This is a genomic window from Pyxidicoccus xibeiensis (assembly GCF_024198175.1).
GTDB lineage: Bacteria > Myxococcota > Myxococcia > Myxococcales > Myxococcaceae > Myxococcus > Myxococcus xibeiensis.
Genome location: NZ_JAJVKV010000005.1, coordinates 270,470 through 288,380 on the forward strand (window position 1 = coordinate 270,470; position 17,911 = coordinate 288,380).

Sequence of the window (17,911 nt, forward strand, 5' to 3'; positions counted from 1 at the left end):
GTTCCGGACAGTCCTTTCACTGCCGAGGAGCCATCCATGCACCCTGTCTTGAAGTCCGCCGTATGTCTTACCGCCCTGCTGGCGGCGCCCGCATGGGCATTCAAGCCGGAGCCGTCCCCCGCGCCCGGCTCGCTGGCGAGTCAGGCTTTCTTCAAGCCCGAGCTGACGATTCCCAGCGGGCAGGTTCCGCTCGAGGAGGCGCTGTCGAAGCTGAGCCGCTCCGGCACCAGCGCGTGGGATGACTTCTTCGCCCGCAACGGCCGCGGCTTCCAAGTGTACGTGGATGCCCAGACGGGCACGGCCGCCAACATCATGGGCTCGGTCCCCCTCATCCCGGGCCCCGGCGTGGGCAACAAAATCACGCTGGAGGGTGTGCGCACGCAGCTGGGCCGTGCCGTGGGGCGGGTGGACGCGGCCGTGGTGGCGGACCTGGTCCTCCAGTTCGTCGAGGCCAACCAGGCCGCCATCGGCGTGGACGTGCTCCAGCTGGGGGAGCCCCGCGTCGAGCAGGTCGCCGAGCACCTGTGGCAGGTCTCCATCCCCCAGCAGCTCAAGGGCATCCCCGTCCGCTACGGGCGCCTGGCGGCCACCATCAGCCACGGCAACCTCGTGCTGCTGGGCACCGAGTCCTGGCGCAACGTGGCCATCTCGCCCCTGCCCCTGATGTCCGAGGAGCAGGCGATGACGGTGGGCAACGAGCGCTTCGGCCTCTATGAGAGCCCCTCCGAGCTCTGGAAGGCCCCCACGCTGGAGTTCGTCCCGGTGGCCCGGCAGGGCGCCGGCTTCGGCGAGAGCTACGGCCACCAGCTCGTCTGGAGCTACGGCTTCAAGCTGCCGGGCGAGCACGAGCGCTGGAAGGTGACGGTGGACGCCACCCGCGGCGAGGTGCTGTCGCTCGAGGACGACAACCACTACCTCGATGCCACCCTCAAGGGCGGCGTCTACCCGCTGACCAACACCGACGTCTGCACGGGGACGGCGACGTGCGGGACGATGTTCGCCAACACGCCCATGCCCTGGGCGGACACCGGCTTCGCTTCGCCGGACGACTACACGGACAGCGCCGGCGTCTTCAACTACACGGCGGGCACCACCACCACCACCCTCAACGGCAAGTACATCCGCATCGTCGACAACTGCGGCGCCGTCACCGCCTCTGCCGCGGGCGACATCAACCTGGGCGGCACCACCGGGCAGCACGACTGCACCACGCCGGGCTTCTCCGCCGGCAACACCTCCGCGTCGCGCAGCTCCTTCTACGAGCTGAACCGCATTGCCCAGATTGCCCGTGGCTGGCTGCCCACCAACGCGTGGGTGCAGGGGCAGCTGACCTCCAACATGAACATCGTCAGCACCTGCAACGCCTACTGGACCGGGTCCACGGTCAACTTCTTCCGCAGTGGCGGCGGGTGCCGGAACACGGGTGAGATTGCCGCCGTGTTCGACCACGAGTGGGGCCATGGCATGGACGACAACGACGTGGCCGGAACGCTGAGCAACTCCAGCGAGGCGTACGCGGACATCGCGGCCATCTACCGGCTGCCCACCTCATGCGTGGGCCACGGCTTCTTCCAGACTGTCGACCAGGGCTGCGGCATGACGCCGGACGGCACCGGCTACAACGTCAACGAGGCCCAGACGGGGGCGCCCTGGTGCGCCAGCCGTTGCTCGGGCGTGCGTGACGCGGACTGGGGCGCCCAGGTGCCCAACACGCCCGCCACGCCGCAGAACTTCGTGTGCGGCCGGTGCGGCGGCGGCGGCGGCCCCTGCGGCCGGCAGGTCCACTGCGCGGCCTCGCCCGTGCGCCAGGCGGCCTGGGACCTCGTCGCTCGGGACTTGACGGCCGCCCCCTTCAGCTACGACGCCAACACGGCCAAGATCATGGGCAACAAGCTGTTCTACCAGGGCAGCGGCAACATCGGCACCTGGCACGCCTGTGACTGCGCGCTCGGCACCTCGAGCGGCTGCGGCGCCACCAACGGCTACATGCAGTGGCTGGCGGCGGACGACGACAACGGCAACATCACCGACGGCACGCCGCACATGACGGCCATCTACAACGCCTTCGCCCGTCACAACATCGCCTGTGCCGCGCCGGCCCGCGTCAACGCTGGCTGTGCTGGCGGACCCACCGCGGCGCCCACCCTCACCGTGTCGACGGGCGTCGGCCAGGTGTCGCTGACCTGGAGCGCCGTGGCCGGAGCCACCGAGTACTGGGTGATGAAGTCGGACGGCTTCGCCGCGTGCAGCTACGGCAAGGCGAAGGTCGCCACCGTCATCGGCACGACCTATACGGACACGGAGGTGATGGCCGGACGCTCACACTGCTACTCCATCGTCCCGGCCAGCAGCAACGCCTGCTACGCGCGCGCCAGCACCTGCGCCTGCGCCACGCCTACCTGATACATCCGGCAGGTCCCGGCGCGGCCGCACGCAACGTGGCGGCCGCGCCGGTGCTTCCAGCTCAGCCCATCAGTTGTAGATGAACGTCACCACCGAGCAGTTGTGGTCGCCGTTCACCACGTCCGCCAGGACGATGTCCCCGTAGGGGCTGACCGTCGAGTTGGGGAAGCCCGTGCCGCCCCAGGGCGGTCCCGCGTTGAAGGTGACGAAGCCACCCGACGAGGTGGTGGTGGGAGGGTTCGTCGGGTTGGGGCTGCTGAAGATGGTCATGTTGTCGCCGCAGTCGGCAGGCGCACCGGACGGGAACTGGATGCCCACTTCCTGGTCCACGCCCGGGCGGTTGTTGTAGAGCACGACGTACGGGACGCTCTGCGGCACCGTGTCCGAGGAGGGGACATAGGTGTTGTTGGCGTTCTGCATCGCCAGGTTCATCGTGAAGTCGTAGCAGTACGCGGGGAAGCCCACGAACTGGACGATGGTGCAGGCAGGGGTGTCCATCTCCAGGTCGATGTTCCAGGTGCCGAGCCCGCCGTTGGTCGTGAGGGGAGAGCCGGGCGTGGCGGCCGGCCCGCCGATGAGGGTGAAGGTGCTGGCGGTGGTGGTGGCGCTGGCAGGGCGGAGGTTGGCTCGCTGCTCCACCCAGCGGTTGTTGCTGGCGTTGAACCGCCACGCGGCGACACGGCAGGTGCCCGCGGCCACGCAAGGCGGCATGCGGCCGCCGGCCGCCTGCGGAACGCGCAGGGTGACCTGGGCGACGCGGTCCCTCCCGAGGTTCACCGGCTGGCCGTCGGGGGTGGTCGCGCCGATGAAGAAGGCACCCACCGACTCGAGCGCGACCTCCCTGCCGCTCAGGTTCACCGCCGTGAAGTCACCTGGCATGGTGCGCGGGCCGTAGGTGGCGGCCGAGATGAGCACCGTGCCCGTCACCACCTGCCCGGCGGCGTTGACCAGCGAGCCCGCGGGGATGGTCACCGACAGGTCACCGGCTTCCAGCACGATGGTCTGCGTCGCGCTGAACTGCCGGATGGGGGCCGGAATCAGGGTGTGTCTGTTGTTGAGCTGGCCCCCCTGCAGGTACTCCGTCGTCGGCGCGAAGCCCGAGCGGCTCACGCTGAGGATGTAGCCGGTCGCGTCGTTGAGGACCACGGCGTACTTGCCGGCCGTATCGGTGGTCCGGTTGATGCCGTTGATGTTCACCGTGGCGCCAGCAATCGGACTGCCACTGGAGGACACCACGGTGCCGGTGAAGGTCGCCAGGCCCTGCTGTACCGTCCCTTCCTGGACCTCCCCGGCAGTCTTTTCCGAGGGACCTGCCTCGGGGCCGTCCAGGCACCCGAACGAGAGCACTGCGGGAACCAGGACCGCGAGACACCACTTTCTCATCGTCGTCATGCAGGTTCTCCTCGGCTGCGTTTGCTCCGTGCGGGGGGCCCAGGACGGGCGCCGTCCAGCACGGCGAAGCCACGCTATTCAACAGCCGTAAAACCAGCAATACACGCATATCCGGTCAGGTCCGAAAATGTATTGTATCGGACGTTTCACCCTGGGTCACTCGCGCTTCATGGGAACCCGATGGCGCCGCCGGAGCCTGCCGCGATGCGCCCCTCCTGCTCGGGCTCCTGGTAGCATTGCCGGATGACCACGGGGAACGAGCCACTCCCACTGGCTCCAGGGGATGGAGCGCCGCGGTCTCGCGTCAATCGATGGTCAGGCAGGACGGCCTGGGCCCTCCGGCTCGGCTCCATCGCCGGGGTGACGCTCCTGGCACACCTGAGCCTCTGGGCCTATACGCTGCACGGCCTCGTCTGGCCGGTCATGGTGGGGTGGCTCATCGCCACGGTGTCCCGGCGGACGATGTCGGCCGCGCTGAACTTCGCGGCGTGCGTGCTGTGCGTCGTGGGCCTGCGACAGGGCTTCGCCTACCGGCACCGGGTGGTGGAGCTCGAAGCGACGCCCGTGATTGCCGCCCTCGAGGACTTCCAGCAGACCCGGGGGCGCTACCCGGAGCAGCTCTCGGAGCTTCCGCCTTCCGTGTGGGCACAGCTTCCGGCCGCCAACCCGGCCTACGGGCGCTGGCAGGGCGCTGGCGATGTCTCCTGCTACTACCGGGCTCCCGACACCCGGCGGAAGGACTACGGCATCACCTGTGTGACCCTCATGTTCCTGAAGCACAGCTACGACAGGGAACGGCGCCGCTGGTACACCTGGGACTGACTGCTCCGGCGCGGGAGCCGAATCGCTCCGCGAGGGACTCCATGGATACGAGGCCACCAATGCAAGCGGAGAGGGGCCCGGCGGACATCCATCAGGGCGACATCTACTGGATTGCGCCAGATGAAGCGCGAGGGTCCGTTCCGGCCATCGCCCACCCCCATGTCGTGGTCCAGGAAGATGTCTTCAATCGCTCTCGCATCCACTCCGTCGTCGTGTGTGCATTGACCTCGAACCTGAAGCGGGCCAACGAGCCTGGTAACGTGTTGCTCGATGAGGGTGAAGGCAATCTGTCCCGGCGAAGTGTCGTGGTCGTGTCGCAGGTGTCTGCTGTAGACAAGACGCAGCTCGGGGCTTACATCGGGGCACTCTCCGAGCAGCGTGTGCAGCAAATCCTCGCCGGAATGCGATTCCAGCAGGTGTCTTTCTTTGACAGGTAGAAGCTCGCCGTGAGCCCCTGCCTCCGGAAAGTTGCAGTGTCTCCGGTGAATGTTTCACGTCCGCAACCTCGCGGCGTATCGCGCGATAACTCCGCCTGGAATGCTGGTTTTCCATTTTTCAAGGCAGGGAGCTGACGTGAGAGCAGGCATCTCGATGTGGCCGCGCCGCCTGGCGCTTCTTCTCGTTTCTGGAACCCTCGTCGCGTGCGGCGGCCCCGAGCTGCCGGATGGCGCTGGCCCCGGCGCTGTGGCCGAGGGCGCTGGCGCGCTGGCGACGGAGGTGACGGTGTCCTTCCAGCGTGGGGTGTCACCGTCTCCGAGCTACGCGGGGGTCTCCGATACCTGGCTGCAGGAGAGCACGCCGTCCACGAATGCGGGCGGGGACACCGTGCTACGGATGGACCGGGACGTCCCGGCGGGCAGTGGTCAGAGCGCCAATGCGTTGCTGCGCTTCGACCTGAGCGCCATCCCTCCGGGCGCGACGGTGCGCTCGGCCCGGCTGACCTTCCACGTGACGAACCGGACGAGCGGCGAGGGCTATTTCCTCTACGCCGCGGGCCGCGACTGGAGCGAGTCCCAGGCCACGTGGACCCAGGCGACCTCGAGCACCGCGTGGAGCGCGCCTGGCGCGCGCGGTGCGGGGGACCGGGGCTCGACGGTGCTGGGGACGTTCGTCCCGTCCGTCACGGGGGCCCACACCGTGACGCTCGACGCGGCGGGGCTGGCCGCGCTCCAGGGGTGGGTGAGCAACCCGGCGAGCAACCGGGGCTTCGTGCTGGATGCCCCCACCAACATGGACGGGCTGGACCTCGCCTCCTCCGAGGCCACGACGCCCGCGCAGCGGCCCCAGCTGTCCGTCACCTACACCCAGGGCTTCGTCCATCCGGGGCTTCACGTCTCCAAGGCCCAGCTCGACTTCGTGAAGGCGAAGATTGCGGCGGGCCAGCAGCCGTGGCTCGGCCATCTCAACAGGGCTGTCACCAGCCGGTATGCGAACACCGCCTGGACGCCCAGGCCCGTCCCGACGATGCAGTGTGGCAACGCCGGCAGCACGGTGGACATCGGCTGCTTCAACTCCCGGCAGGACGCCCTGCGGGCCTACACGCTCGCGCTCCTCTGGTACCACACGCGGGAGCAGCGCTACGCGGACGCCGCCATCCGCATCCTCGATGCGTACTCCGACACGCTGCAGACCATCGTCTATGTCGGTGACGACAACAACACGCACAACGGCCCGCTCCAGGCGGCCTGGCTCGCCGAGCTGTTCCCGCGCTCGGCGGAAATCCTCCGCTACAGCGGCTCGGGCTGGCCCGAGGCGAGGGCCATCGCGTTCGGCGACATGCTGAAGCGGGCGATGCTGCCCCTCATCGTCAACGGCTGGGCCGGAGGCGGCTCCAACTGGAACAACTCCATGACGAACGGGTTGATGAACATCGCCATCTACACGGATGACCGGGCGCTCTTCGAGAAGGCGCTCGGCATGTGGCCCCAGCGGGTGCGGGAGACCTACTACCTGACGAGTGACGGCGCGGCACCCATTCCTGGCCCGGACCAGCGCAACCCGAATGGGACCTGGAGGGCGGGGGAGCTCCTGCGGAGCTGGCGGGGGCAGACTGAGTTTGGCACGGCGCGGGTGAATGGCCTCAGTCAGGAGGTGTGCCGGGACTTCGGCCACGCGTCGAATTCGATTGCCTCCATCTCCCAGGCGGCGGAGACGGCGCTCATCCAGGGCGTGGACCTCTACTCCGGGCAGGAGGAGCGGCTCATCGCGAGCGCCGAGTTCATGGCGAAGTTCCTGGTGCCCCATGCCCCGGACAACAACGGCCAGCTCACCATCCCCGTCGAGTCCTGGCTGTGCGCGCGCCGGAGTGAATATGTGAAGAAGAACGGTGTGCCCGTGCCCAACAACACCTTGGAGGTGCAGATCCTCCCGACCTGGGAAATCCTCTTCAACCACTACGTGACGCGCAAGGGCCGCTCCATGCCCTCGACGGCGGCGCTCATTCCTCGCGCGCGTGCGGGCGACCCGGCCACGGACCTGCAGATGTCGTGGGAGACGCTCACCCACGCCGGCGTGGGCTCCGTGGGACTGTAGCGGCAGGCGAAGTCGGGGCCGGTGTCCCCGCGAGTGCCCGGGCCCTGGCAGCGCCTGCTCATCTACGCGCTGCCGGGGCGCTGACCGTGGACCCGCGCGGGGCCAGGGCCGACACCGCCTCAGCCCAGCACCCAGTGCCGCTCCACCGTCCAGCCCAGGAAGCACCGCGCGCCCGCGGGAGCGTCCGTCCAGCGCCCTCCCTCCACGGCGTGGCGCAGCCCGGCCAGGGCGCCCCCCAGCCGCTGGGGAAGACGGGCCCGGCGCTTCGAGAGCGCGTCCTCCGCCCACCCGACGAACGTGCGCTGGGCCTCTTCGGGAAGCAGGGACAGGAAGAACACCATCTGCCGCCAGGCGTACGCGGCGTTCTTCACGTTGCGGAGCCTCCCGTGGAAGTGGGGGACCTGGAGCTCGAGCAGCTCGCACAGCCGCACGAAGCAGCGCTGCGCCAGCGGCTCCAGGTGTGGCTCCAGCTGGGGGCGCAGCTCCAGCACCTGGACCAGCGTCGCCAGGTTGTGCGTGGTGAGAATCTGCGCCTGCTCGATGACGCGCCCGTTGACCGCGACGAAGGACCTGCCGGACTCGCTCTTCCCTCCGCTCTCCGCGCGGGACACGCAGAGGTCCGCGAAGCCCAGGTCGCCCAGGGCATCGAACCGCGCGAAGGGGACGTCGTAGTAGCGCTCGTACAGTGTCCCCGTGAGGAGCGACGCGGCCGACTGCGCCGCCGTCACGAACTTCGGGGAGAAGGTGCCCATGAAGATGTCCGCCGCCAGCTCCTCCACCACCGGCACGGCGAGGCCCGCCCCCTTCAGGAGGGCGGAGACCTCCTGCAGGAGCTTGTTCGGGAAGATGACCTCCGGGAACGAGGTGAGCGAGAGCAGCACCAACTGCTCCAGCGTCTGCCGCGCCTGCGCCGTCTGCTCCAGGCCCGTCGTCCGGTGCGCCTCGAGCGCGCGCACCCACGGCAGCTCCTCCAGCTTCACCTGCGAGGCCAGGTTCAACAGCAGGAGCGAGCGCCGCCGGCGGAACGCCTCGTACACGGAGGCGTACAGCGTGCGCAGGGACGGCTCGGTGATGCCGAGCGCCCGGACGTGCGCGGACAGCTGGGGGATGACGCGGGCGAGCGCCTCGCTGGAGCGGATGACGCGGCGCTCGACCAGCGTCTCCACCGGGGCGTTCAGCGCGCGCAGGAGCTTTCGCTCGAGGCTGGCCGGCACGGGGGCGCCGTCCACCGGCTCGGTCAGCCCTTCGAGTGAGTCGAGCCCCTCGTCGGCGGGGACGTCCGCCAGCCTGCGCTGGAGCTCCCGGGCAATGTCGATGTGCCGGGGCCGCTCCAGCTCCCGCTGCTGCGAGGCGCGGAGCAGCTGGGCGCGCTCCGAGGCCGGCAGTCCGCGCGCCTGGTCGATGCGGTCGAGCACGTTGCGCACGAGGCGCTGCTGCCCGGGGAGCAGCGGCTGGCGCTCCCGCGCCACCTGCTTCAGCACCGCGTGCAGGCGGCCGAAGTTGAGCTGCGGCTTGCGCGGCCAGACGCAGAGCGGGTGCGCGCCGAGCGCCCGGTCGATGTCGTCGAGCAGGACGCGGGCCCGTGCCTCGAAGTCCGCCGTGAGGTGACGGCCCGGAACGCCCTCGCGCACCGTCTCCACCCACAGGGCGACGAGGCGGTCATAGAGCGGCGTCCACACCTGGGTCGACTCGCGCTGCCGCTCCAGCGCCTCGGGCGGACGGACGTTCGCGAGCTCCTTGCGGAGCGCCCCCACGTGCTGCACGCGGACGAGCGCGCTCACCGGCCGGGGCCTGGCGTGGGGGACCGGGTAGAAGCGCAGGCGCGGGAGGAAGGGGGCGAGCACGTCGAGCAGCGCCCGGGCGCGGTCACCCTCGTCGTGCTCCAGCAGCCAGGCCACCACGAGCAGCGCGCCCTCCTCGGGCACCTGGACGCGGTAGCAGCCCGTGTGGAGCATCCGCCGCAGCGCCTCGAGGCCCTCGTCACCGAGGTACCACGCGTTCAGCTCCGCGCGGGCGCCCTTGGACGGGGCGAGCCCGAGGGTGTCGAGCAGCGCGTGCTCATGGGGTTGCAGTGCTCCTTCGGCCAGCAGCTGGCCGGTGGCGAAGCCGCCCCGGGCCACCTCGAGCGTCGCCCAGGTGGGGACGTCCGCCACGGGCGCGCGGGAGCCGATGCCCAGCGTGCCCCGGAGCATGCCGGAGAAGACCTCGGCCCAGGCGCGCACCTTGTCCTGGGCGCGGGCGCGGACCTCCGCGTCCGGGTGCTGCTCGCTCGTCGCGATGGCCCTCGCGAGCTGCCCGAGCGGGTACTGCGTCCCCACCGCCACCGGCCCCGTGTCGCCATCCGTCCGCTTCGACATGTGCTGCCTCCCCTGGACTCCACGCTCAGCGTAGCGCCATCACCGGCCTTCCTTCGAGCCACGGGGGCTCTTCCAGAAGCCCCGCGAGCCGGGCGCCAGACCGGCGGTGGTCCCAGGGAAGGGTCCGACGGATGTTGGTGGCGCGGACTGACGTGCCCGCGGCAGGCAGACACGGCGGCGCTCCCGAGGGCCGTCGGGAGCGCCGCTGGAGCCCTTCGCTACCCCCCTACGGCCTGCTCAGGGCAGGCCGACGTGCCACGGCGTCTGGCCGTACTCCAGGGCGCCCAGGTCCGGCGCCGCGCCCACGAAGGGCAGGCCCACGTTCGCACCCCGGTCCACCACGTTCGCGGTGGCGCTGGCCGGCGCGAAGTAGGGGAAGGGCATGGCCCCGGAGCGCGTCAGCCCCGCGGGCCCCACCACGCTGTTCGCCTCGGTGAAGTTCGTGGGGCGATTCGTCGGCGCGTACCGGTGCAGGTTGTTCGCGTACACCACGCTGGCGGGCGCCGTGCCGTTGTGGCCGTCGGTGTAGCTGAACAGCTTCATGGCCGAGCCCGTGTCGAAGACGTTGTTGCGCACCTCGATGGTGCCAGCGCCCTGCGAGCTCGCCCGGCGGAGCTCGAACAGCGTCGGCGCGCCGGTGGTGACCAGCGTGTTGTTGAAGAACTTGAAGCCATCCACCCGCGTGGTGAGGACGAAGAAGGACGGCTGGAAGCCCGCCAGGTTGAACACGTTGTGGTTGATGCGGATGTTCTTCAGCACCGGGCCCTGGTTGGACGGGAGGCCGTTGTTGAACTCCCCCATGACGTTCCACGGGTTGATGTTGCCCGTCATGTCGAAGTAGTTGTGCTCGAGGATGATGTTGCTGTTGGCCAGCTCCACGAAGCCCGCCTTCTGCGGCTGCATGCGGTTGTGGTGCACCCAGAAGCTGTAGGGGTACTGGTCGATGGCGCCGTTGTACTCGAGCGACATCGACGTGTTCAGGTCGCAGTTGGCAATCTCCACTCCATCCGCGCCGATGCTCCAGAACTCGAAGCCGATGTTGGGCGCCGTGTAGTTCTGCCACGGGGCCGGGTGCTTGCCGCGCGTGTGGATGTTGAGCAGCTTGGAGCCGCGGATTTCATCCCGCTGGCGGGCGGTGTCCTCCCAGGAGCGCATCGCCTTGATGGCATAGCCGGAGCTGCGGAAGTGCTCGGTGAGCTGCACGTTGCTGAAGTGCTCGATGCGGCCGTTCTGGATGAGCAGGCCCTCGTGCGTGCCGCGCAAGGTGATGTTGCCCCACGAGCTGCCGGTGTCCTCCTTGGCGGACTCGGTGATGCGGAAGTCGGTGATGCGCAGCCCCTTCGTCTCCGCGTAGCCCTCGGCCAGGCTGTAGATGCCGGCCCAGATGAACTCCTTGATGTCCACGTGGTGGATGTTCACCCCGTTGCGGTTGACGACCTTGATGCCCACCGAGCCCGTGCGCTGCCCCTCCATGGAGAAGTGGGCCAGCTCCTGCGGCGAGTCCACGGACACGTAGCGGGTGAACGGGCCATAGGTCTTCCCGTCGGTGTACACGAAGGACGGAATCGGCTCGCCGCTGGGATGGGGCACGTGAGTCTTCAGCTCGATGAGGCCCGGGGAGCTCCAGTCGAACGAGCCGCCCCGGATGATGGTGACGCCCACGCCCGAGCCGACGAGGTTCACCTTCTGCTTCAGGTTCACCTGCCGGGACTCGTGGAAAGTGCCCGGCCCCACCTTGATGGTGTGGCCCTGGTCCGCGGGCACCTGGTCCGCTGCCCGGGCGAGGGTGAGGAACGGCTTCGCCTCCGTGCCGTCGCCCGTCGCGTCATTGCCGCTCTTCGAGACGTGGTAGACGCGGCCGCTCCCGGTCGGCGGCGGGGTGCTGCCCTCCAGCTTGAAGAGGGCCAGCCCCATGAGGTGCGGGTCGCCGCGCGCCGAGCGCAGGTCCAGGGTGAGCTCGCCGTCCGTCACGTTGACGGTGTAGGGGCCGTACTTCCGCCACGCGCCGCGGGGGAGCGTGCCCAGCCCGGTGGCCGCGACCTGGCCCTCCAGGCTCAGGTCGAGCGAGCGGTAGTTGTCCGTGTAGTTCTCCAGGATGTAGAGATAGACGTTGTAGCGAGCGGACGGCACCGTCTGCGCCACCCGCAGCGCGCCGGGCTGCCAGATGCCGCTGTTGAGCATGGCGCTCGTCGCCGCGTCCACCTGGGGGCTCGGCGTGTGGTTCGTCTGCGCCACCTGGAAGCCGGAGGGCACGCTCAGGCCCTGCGTCCGGGCCGTTTCGAAGGCCGTGAAGGCCTGGCCCTCCACCGTGACGGCGCCACCCGCCAGGTTGATGGCCTTGTGGAAGACCTCGGTGTCGAGCGGCGCTTCGGTGTCGTGCAGGGGGCGGGAGTCCTCGGGCGTGTCGACCCCCGGGCCCGCCGCGCCTCCGCAAGCACACAGGGCGCTCACGAGCGACAGCAACATCATCGTCCTCTTCATGTCTCATCCTCCAAGCGGCTCTCGCCGTCATGTTCGGGACGCTGGGAGGACGGCTTTCCGGCCCGCACGGGCCTCCCTGCGTCGTGGAGGCTGGCGGTAACACGCGAGCGTGACTGGAGGATGACCGGGGCTCAGTGCGGCGCGCTGCCGTGGAGCGGCGTGCGGTGGCGGGCGGCCAGCTCCTCGCGGACGGCGATGGGCAGGGGCGCCAGCAGCACCTCGGCCACCAGCGGGTGGCTGAGCCGGCCGCCGCGGACGAGCGCGGCGGCCTCCAGCTCGCGCCAGGCTTCCGCGATGCGGTCCACCGGCGCCTCCAGCAGGGCGGCGGAGGCGTCGAGGCCGACGTCTTCGTCTCGTGCCACCGCGAGCGCTCGTGCCAGCCGCAGGGCCTCCGTGGAGAGGCGGCCCAGGCGCTGCTCGATGACGGCGCGGGCCCGGCTGGGCGGTGCCAGCGCGGCGGGGAAGCGGCCCGCATGGCCGGACTCCAGCAGGTGCTTCACCGTGTCCACGATGAACAGCGGGTTGCCGTCGGTGTAGCGGGCGATGTCGTCCGCCATGGCCTCCAGCGCGGGCACCTCCATGGCCTCGAGCAGGGCGCGCACGGCCTCCGGCCCCAGCGGCCCCAGCTCCACCCACGCCGCGAGCCCCACCTCCGCGGACTTCCGGATGAGGTCCTCTCCCCACGACTGCTCGTCCAGCCGCTGGCTGGCGAGGAACAGCGGGAAGCGCCCCGCGGCCATCTCCTCCTGCAGCTCCGACAGCAGGTACAGGCTCAGCTCGCTGCTGCCCCGGTCGCTGTAGTGCGCGTCGTCGTACGCCACCACCGCCATGCCGCGCAGGGCCTCGCGCAGCACCTGGACGATGGCCGCGAAGAAGCGCGCCTTCTCCTCGGGCGGCGGGGGCAAGGGCAACGGGGAGTCACCGGCCAGCTCCGGCAGCAGGCGCGACAGCTCGCGCCGCACCCAGTCCTCCATCACCACGTCCGGCCGCCGCTTCAGCACCGTGCGCAGCGAGCGCGCATGGGTGGAGAAGGGCACGTCGAAGTCCCCGGGGCGTGCCGTCAGCAGCAGCCAGTCCCCGCGCGAGCGCGCGAAGTCCACCAGCAGCCGGGACTTGCCCACGCCGGCGGGGCCCACCACCAGCATGGGCCGGCGCGCCGCCCAGGCCTCCTCCATGCGGGCCCACTCCGGCTCGCGGCCCACCAGCATGGGCGGGTGCACCACCGTCAGCGGCAGCGCGGGCTGCCGGGCCGAAGGAGGTGGGGCCTCCGCGCGCCCCAGCTCGTTCGCCAGCCGCCGGGTGGCCGCCGAGGGCGTCACGCCCAGCTCCCGCGCGAGCACCTCCTCGCACTGGCGCCACACGCGCAGCGCCGCGGCCCGGTCTCCCAAGCGGTAGTGCAGCCGCATGAGGTGGCGGAAGCCCTCCTCCGACGTGGGCTCCATCGCCAGCAGCCGCTGCGCCGCTTCCATCGCCGGGTGCAGGCGGCCCTCGTGCTCCTCCTCGCGGATGCGCGCCTCCAGCGCCTGCTGCTGCAGGCCGTGCAGCCGCGCGCGCCAGCCCCGCAGCCAGTCCTCCAGCGTCTCGCAGTCGTCGTAGTAGAGCCCCGCCAGCAGCTCGCCTTGAGAGGGCAGGGCGGTGGGCGCGCCGCGGGCGAGCGACTCCTTCAGCACGCGCGCGTCCACCCACAGGTCCGCGCGGGCCGACAGCGCCTCGCGGCCCTCCACGGCGGACGCGCCCAGCACCTCTCGCAGCCGCCGCAGGGCCTGGCTCAGGTTGTTGCGGGCCGTGGCCTCCGGTGACTCCGGCCACAGCAGGCCCGCCAGGTGCGCACGCGACGTCTCACCCTCCAGCACCAGCCAGGCCAGCAGCGCCGCCGTCTTCCGCTCCAGGCGCCGGGGCTCCACGCCCACGCCGCACACCCGGGCTCCGCCCAGCAGCTCAACGCGCATCCCATCCAACAAGCAGCGGTCCCTTCTCGCGCGGGGGCACGGGGGAACGAATCCAGCAATTCGAGGATGTCACTGATGACCCACTCCGTCCATCACCCTGAACCCCTTGCCTTGACCGGCCCGGCGCAATCCCCCATATACCCCCCGCGAACAGTTGATTTTGCTTCGCAAAACCAAAAAGCCCCGGATTGTGGATGTTCCCGCCTCTCACGTCCCTCGCCCTGTTCCTCTCCGTGGCCTCCACGCCTCCGGGGGAGCCCCCCGCCACTCCGGAGCCGGCGGCCACGCAGGAAGCCGCGCCCGCCTCGGGGCTCGTCCCGCCCCGGCGCATCGACACTGTCGCTGTGCCCTATCCGGAGGCGGAGCGGGCCGCGGGCCGCGAGGGTGAGGTGGTGCTGCGGCTCACCCTCGACGAGCACGGCGTGGTGACGGAGTCGGAGGTCGTCCGCTCCGCGGGCGAGGCGTTCGACGAGGCCATCCGCACGGCCAGCCGCTCCTTCCGCTTCGAGCCCGCGCGCGTCGACGGTGAGGCGGTGGCCTGCCAGATTGAGCTCGTCCACAGCTTCCGGCTCGACGCGGCCGCCCCTCCTCCCCAGGAGCCGTCACCTCCGGAGGCCACGGCGAAGGCACCGGCCCCCACGCCCGAAGCTCCGGCACCTGCCGACGGCAAGGGCCGGGAGACGACGGTGTCGGGCCGCTCGGAAGCGGAGCGGCTGCGGCAGTCCGCGGAGGCGGTGAAGGTCATCAGCACGCGGCGCGCGAAGGCCCGCTCCGCGGACCTCGGGCAGGTGCTGGCCTCGCAGGAGGGCGTGGAGGTGCGCCGCGCTGGCGGCCTCGGCAGCACCGCGCTCTTCTCCCTCAACGGGCTCACCGACGACCAGGTCCGCTTCTTCCTCGACGGCGTGCCCCTGGACCTCGCGGGCTACCCGTTCGGCGTCGCCAACGTGCCGGTGAACCTCGTGGACTCGGTGCAGCTCTACCGGGGCGTGGTGCCGGTGCGCTACGGCGCGGACGCGCTCGGAGGGGCGGTCAACCTCACGTCCGCGCCGCTGGAGGCCGGGCTCCACGGCGCCGCGTCTCTCCAGGGCGGCGCCTTCGGGACCTTCCGGCTGACGCTCGGCGGCAGCTACAAGCCCGCCGCGGACGGCTTCTTCGCCCGCGCCCACTTCTTCGCCGACACCACGGACAACGACTACCCGGTGGACACCGAGGTTGCCGACGACCGGGGCACCATCATCCCGGTCACCGTCAGGCGCTTCCATGACGGGTACCAGGCGCTCGGCGGCGGCGTCGAGGCCGGCGCCACGGGGCTCGCGTGGGCGGACTGCTTCACCCTGCGGGCCTTCGGCTCCACCCACGACAAGGAGCTGCAGCACAACCTGGTGATGGAGGGCCCCCCGTTCGGCGAGGCGCGCTACGGCGCCACGGCGCTGGGCGCCCAGCTGCTCTACGAGAAGGCGCTCCCGGGGGCGGTGCGCCTGGACGTGCTGGCGGGCTACGGCTGGCAGACCACCGAGCTCGTCGACGTCTCCGAGTGGGTCTACGACTGGTACGGCAACCGGGTGAATGTGCGGGAGGAGCCGGGCGAGCTTGGGGACGGCGCCACGGACCAGACGCTCTGGCAGCAGTCCGTCTACGGCCGCGCCAACGTGGGCTGGAGCCTCGCGAAGGCGCAGACGCTCCGCCTGTCCGTCGCGCCCACGCTGACGCTGCGCACCGGCGAGGAGCGGCGCCCGGCCACCCCGAGCGACCCGGACCGCCTCGCGGCGGAGCGCTCCATCCTCTCGCTCGTCACCGGCCTCGAATACGAGGTGGACCTGTTCGACGAGGCGCTGGAGGTCATCGCCTTCGCCAAGGACTACGTCTACGCGGGCCGCGCCCAGGAAGTCACGGAGACGGGGGGCTGGCGCAGCAAGGACCGCGACCTGCACCGCTTCGGAGGCGGCGCGGCGCTGCGGCTCCGGCTGGGCGAGCCCGTCTACCTCAAGGCCAGCTACGAGCGGGCCACGCGCCTGCCCCGCGCGGACGAGGTCTTCGGCAACGGGGTGCTCATCCTGGAGAACCTCGACCTGGCGCCGGAGCACAGCCACAACCTGAACGTCGGCGTCGCCACGGTGCCGCTGCGCACCGGGCTCGGCTCCTTCCGCGGAGAGCTCAACGGCTTCGCCCGGCTCGCGGACAACCTCATCCTGCTCACGGGGCGGGACAGGAACTGGAGCTACCAGAACGTGCACGGGGCCCGGGTGCTCGGCGTCGAGGGCGCGGCGGGGTGGAGCTCGCCGGGTGGGCTGGTGAGCCTCGACGCCAACGCCACCGTCCAGGACGCGCGCAACACCTCGGCCGAGGGCACCTTCGGCGCCTTCGAGGGCCGGCGGCTTCCCAACCGGCCCTGGCTCCTCGCCAACGCCACGGCCCGGGTGTCGCTGCGCCAGCTCGCCTTCGGGGAGGATGAGCTGTCTCCCTTCTGGAGCACCCGCTACGTTCACGGGTTCTTCCGCTACTGGGAGGGGCTGGGCGTCGTGTCCTCGAAGGACACCATCGACGCCCAGCTCGTCCAGGCCGCGGGCGTGGGCTACCGGGTGCGGCGGGGTGGGGTGACGCTGGGCCTCACCGCCGAGCTGGAGAACCTCACCGACGCCAAGGTGTTCGACTTCTTCGGCGTCGAGCGCCCCGGCCGCGCGGGCTGGCTCAAGGGCACGCTGGAGTACTGAGGCCCGCGAGGCGCGCCCTCCAGCGCACCTTCAGCGCACCTTCACGAACTGGTACGCCCAGCCGAGCGTCTCGAAGCGCTTCACCGCGGCGCCGTCCACGCCCAGCTCCCAGATGGCCGTCTTCGCGTAGTCGCTGGTGGGCAGCAGGAGGAAGGTGCGGCCCTCGATGCGGAAGGCGTAGTAGCCGCCCGCGATGAAGTCGAGGCCCTCGACGGGCGCCGCCGCCCCGGTCTCCAGATTCACCCGCCAGAGCTTCCAGTGGCTGCCGCCAGTGATGACGTTCGGCTCCGTCTGGTCGTTGATGACGACGTTCTCCGAGTGGAAGACGGCCACCACGCCGACGCCGTTGGCGAGGTACCGGAACGCCGCCGTCTGCCGGCCGCCCACCATGGCGGACAGCGAGCGCGTCCATGACGTGTCGAGCTCCTGCTGCCCCGCCTTGATGCGCACCACGCAGGTGTCGGGCGCGTCGTCCTCCAGCACGGGCGCGGCGGCGCTGAAGACCCAGTTGCTGAAGTAGAGGTTGCCCGCCTCGTCCTGCGTCGCCACGTCGAGCCCCGGGCACGGCGCGTCGATGAGCTTCACCAGGCTGTCGTCCGCGTTGGAGTAGACGGCAATCTGCGAGCTGGGGAGGAAGTCGTAGTAGGTGCCGTCCGTCCAGTAGAAGGCCTGGAAGGAGTAGCCGTCCCGCACCACCCGGGCGCGGTCATAGCTCGACTTCACCACCAGCCCCTCGCGCTCGCGTGCCAGGCCCGGTGCCTCGGCGGTGCCGGTAATCTGCATCGACGAGGGGTCCCAGATGATGCGGCGCGACTCCTCGAGCGACATGTACGCGCTGGAGCCGTCAACGAAGTGGTTGAGGTACAGCGGGGCAGAGGTGAGGCCGTAGTTGGCGAAGCTGAACTTCCCCGTCTCCTCCAGGCTGCCATTGTCGAGGACGCTGTAGCGAATCACCTCGGGCGTCTCACCGCCTCCCACGTAGAGCCGCCCGTCCACCGCGCCAATCGTCGCGAAGCCGCCGTGCTCGTAGGCCTTCTCCAGGTCCAGCCCGGTGACGTCGAGGGAGTCGAAGACGCTCACGTACGTGGCGCTGCTGCCCTGGGAGAAGATGGAGGTGGCCAGGCTGTAGACGGGCTTTTCCTGGGGACCCTGGTCGATGGGAGTCTCGTCCTCGCTGCACCCGGTGAGGAGGGCGGCGAGAAGAAGGGGGGCGGGGCTCGGCCTGCGCATGGGGTTCTCCGTTCAGGGGATGTGACGACGTGAT

General features: G+C 70.5%; 10 protein-coding genes. 5 read left to right on the top strand and 5 right to left on the bottom strand.

The genetic code is table 11. The annotated features are described in order from the left end of the window. Positions 1-36 precede the first annotated feature (36 nt). Positions 37-2,403: a hypothetical protein gene (locus tag LXT23_RS23775; protein WP_253982559.1), complete on the top strand. Its 2,367-nt coding sequence runs from the start codon at positions 37-39 to the stop codon at positions 2,401-2,403. A gap of 69 nt (positions 2,404-2,472) precedes the next feature. Here LXT23_RS23775 and LXT23_RS23780 read toward each other — a convergent pair whose 3' ends face one another. Beyond that, a complete protein-coding gene (locus LXT23_RS23780; protein WP_253982560.1) occupies positions 2,473-3,795 on the bottom strand; it encodes a carboxypeptidase-like regulatory domain-containing protein in 1,323 nt (440 codons plus the stop codon). Between the two features lie 360 nt (positions 3,796-4,155). Between LXT23_RS23780 and LXT23_RS23785 the strand changes: the two genes are divergently transcribed. The 3 genes from LXT23_RS23785 to LXT23_RS23795 all read left to right on the top strand — a co-directional run bounded on the left by LXT23_RS23785 (position 4,156) and on the right by LXT23_RS23795 (position 7,149). Beyond that, positions 4,156-4,617: a hypothetical protein gene (locus LXT23_RS23785; RefSeq protein WP_253982561.1), complete on the top strand. Its 462-nt coding sequence runs from the start codon at positions 4,156-4,158 to the stop codon at positions 4,615-4,617. Between the two features lie 59 nt (positions 4,618-4,676). Next, positions 4,677-5,054 (top strand): type II toxin-antitoxin system PemK/MazF family toxin, encoded by a 378-nt coding sequence (locus LXT23_RS23790; RefSeq protein ID WP_253982562.1) that lies wholly within the window; start codon positions 4,677-4,679, stop codon positions 5,052-5,054. Between the two features lie 136 nt (positions 5,055-5,190). After that, the gene (locus LXT23_RS23795; RefSeq protein ID WP_253982563.1) at positions 5,191-7,149 is read left to right on the top strand and encodes a DNRLRE domain-containing protein; all 1,959 of its coding nucleotides are present in this window, start codon (positions 5,191-5,193) and stop codon (positions 7,147-7,149) included. A gap of 119 nt (positions 7,150-7,268) precedes the next feature. Here the strand turns inward: LXT23_RS23795 and LXT23_RS23800 are convergent, their stop codons facing one another. The 3 genes from LXT23_RS23800 to LXT23_RS23810 form a co-directional block, all read right to left on the bottom strand. Beyond that, positions 7,269-9,506 carry a hypothetical protein gene (locus tag LXT23_RS23800; RefSeq protein ID WP_253982564.1) on the bottom strand — a complete coding sequence of 746 codons (2,238 nt, stop codon included), beginning with the start codon at positions 9,504-9,506 and terminating at the stop codon, positions 7,269-7,271. A gap of 237 nt (positions 9,507-9,743) precedes the next feature. After that, a complete protein-coding gene (locus tag LXT23_RS23805) occupies positions 9,744-11,987 on the bottom strand; it encodes a hypothetical protein (protein WP_253982565.1) in 2,244 nt (747 codons plus the stop codon). A gap of 131 nt (positions 11,988-12,118) precedes the next feature. Then, positions 12,119-13,936 carry a BTAD domain-containing putative transcriptional regulator gene (locus LXT23_RS23810; RefSeq protein WP_253982566.1) on the bottom strand — a complete coding sequence of 606 codons (1,818 nt, stop codon included), beginning with the start codon at positions 13,934-13,936 and terminating at the stop codon, positions 12,119-12,121. A gap of 194 nt (positions 13,937-14,130) precedes the next feature. Between LXT23_RS23810 and mxcH the strand changes: the two genes are divergently transcribed. Further along, a complete protein-coding gene (gene mxcH, locus LXT23_RS23815) occupies positions 14,131-16,647 on the top strand; it encodes a TonB-dependent siderophore myxochelin receptor MxcH (RefSeq protein WP_253982567.1) in 2,517 nt (838 codons plus the stop codon). Between the two features lie 30 nt (positions 16,648-16,677). Here mxcH and LXT23_RS23820 read toward each other — a convergent pair whose 3' ends face one another. Continuing rightward, complete coding sequence (locus LXT23_RS23820) at positions 16,678-17,877, bottom strand: MxcI (protein ID WP_253982568.1); 1,200 nt, start codon at positions 17,875-17,877, stop codon at positions 16,678-16,680. Positions 17,878-17,911: the final 34 nt, after the last annotated feature.

Excerpts from the sequence above, each read along its gene's own strand:
- LXT23_RS23775 (WP_253982559.1), top strand. The coding sequence starts at position 37 with ATGCACCCTGTCTTGAAGTCCGCCGTATGTCTTACCGCCCTGCTGGCG.
- LXT23_RS23780 (WP_253982560.1), bottom strand. The coding sequence starts at position 3,795 with ATGACGACGATGAGAAAGTGGTGTCTCGCGGTCCTGGTTCCCGCAGTG.
- LXT23_RS23790 (WP_253982562.1), top strand. The coding sequence starts at position 4,677 with ATGCAAGCGGAGAGGGGCCCGGCGGACATCCATCAGGGCGACATCTAC.
- LXT23_RS23800 (WP_253982564.1), bottom strand. The coding sequence starts at position 9,506 with ATGTCGAAGCGGACGGATGGCGACACGGGGCCGGTGGCGGTGGGGACG.
- LXT23_RS23805 (WP_253982565.1), bottom strand. The coding sequence starts at position 11,987 with ATGAAGAGGACGATGATGTTGCTGTCGCTCGTGAGCGCCCTGTGTGCT.
- LXT23_RS23810 (WP_253982566.1), bottom strand. The coding sequence starts at position 13,936 with ATGCGCGTTGAGCTGCTGGGCGGAGCCCGGGTGTGCGGCGTGGGCGTG.
- mxcH (WP_253982567.1), top strand. The coding sequence starts at position 14,131 with ATGTTCCCGCCTCTCACGTCCCTCGCCCTGTTCCTCTCCGTGGCCTCC.
- LXT23_RS23820 (WP_253982568.1), bottom strand. The coding sequence starts at position 17,877 with ATGCGCAGGCCGAGCCCCGCCCCCCTTCTTCTCGCCGCCCTCCTCACC.